Annotated in this window: 1 protein-coding gene and 1 pseudogene; both read right to left on the minus strand. The window is 75.6% G+C overall.

The features are described from left to right. Nucleotides 1-472: pseudogene (locus N869_RS15215) on the minus strand (hypothetical protein); the annotation flags it as partial. A 12-nt stretch (nucleotides 473-484) separates the two neighbouring features. Further along, on the minus strand, nucleotides 485-1,182 hold a 698-nt coding region (locus N869_RS15220), incomplete at its 5' end, for a GAF domain-containing protein (RefSeq protein WP_198026110.1).

Consider the following 1,182-nt stretch of genomic DNA (forward strand, 5'->3'; position numbering starts at 1 on the left):
CCGTGGGCTTGGCGGCCGTGGGCGTCGCTGAGGTCGGCTCCGCAGCCGGAGGCCCGGGGGCGGGTGCAGGCGTGGCCGGTTCGGTCGCGGGGGGCGCGTCCTCGGTCTTCTTCCGCCCGAAGGGACGTCCCAGACGGCGGGTCCGCGTGGCCTCGGACGTGGGCTCCTGAGGCGCCTCGGCTGCCTTGGGTGCCTTGGGTGCCTTGGGCGGCTTGGCGGCCTTCGGCTCCTTCGGCTCCTTCGGTGGCTTCGGCGGCTTCGGTTCCTTCGTCTTGCGCGTGCCGGTCTGCGCGCCCGTGCTCTCGGTGCCGGTGCTCTCACCGTCCTCGGAGCGCCGGCTCTTGCGGCGGGGCGGGTCGGGGCGGGTGCGGTCGTACGCGACCCGGCGTGCGGAGTCCTCACGCAACGCCCGGATCGTGGCCTCCGTCCGGCGGACGGCCTGGGCCTCAGCGGCCTGCATCGGTGCGCTCATCGGTGCCTCCGGTCAGCTCGTCGTCTCAGCGGTGGGTTTCTTGGCCGCACCCCGCGTGGTCGTCGCACGTGCCGTGGTCGCCCGGGTGGTGCTGCGGGCGGCGGACGTCGACGCGGTCGGACGGGGGCTCGGCGTGGGTGCGGGGCCGGTGAGCGACAGCAGCACCGACATGGCCCGCGCGGCGGCGACCACAGCCAACCGGTCGGTCTCCGTCAGGGAGCCGGGCCTGGGGGCGTCCACGACCAGCACCCCGAACACCGTCGACCCGTCACGCACCGGCACGGTCACGACCGTGCCGAAGGGGAGCGCGGACCAGTCCAGCCCGGGGCCACGCTCGGGGTCGCTGTAGACGCTGGAGTCGCTGTCACGGGAATCCAAGGCGTCCCACACGGGGTGCTCGGGCTCGTCCTTCTCCGAGACCTGGCCGACGAGGTCACCTCCCCGACCGCGGGTGCGCGGGTCGCCCAGCACCCGCCACCCGTCGGCGTCGGTCGACAGCGTGTAGTAGGTGGCGCGCACCCCGTCGGCGACGGGGACCTGGGCTGCGGACGCGACCGCCGAGACCCTGGCCGTCGCGAGCAGCTGGTCGCGGGCCGCGCCCTCACCGGTGACAGCGGTGCGGACGTCGTCGAGCAGGGGCAGCAGGGCCGTGAGCGCGTGCTGCCCGGACGCGGCGTGCGCGCGCACCTCACGGGCGTGGGCGCGGGCGG

Origin of the sequence: Cellulomonas bogoriensis 69B4 = DSM 16987 (assembly GCF_000767165.1) — a bacterium.
Lineage (GTDB): Bacteria > Actinomycetota > Actinomycetes > Actinomycetales > Cellulomonadaceae > Actinotalea > Actinotalea bogoriensis.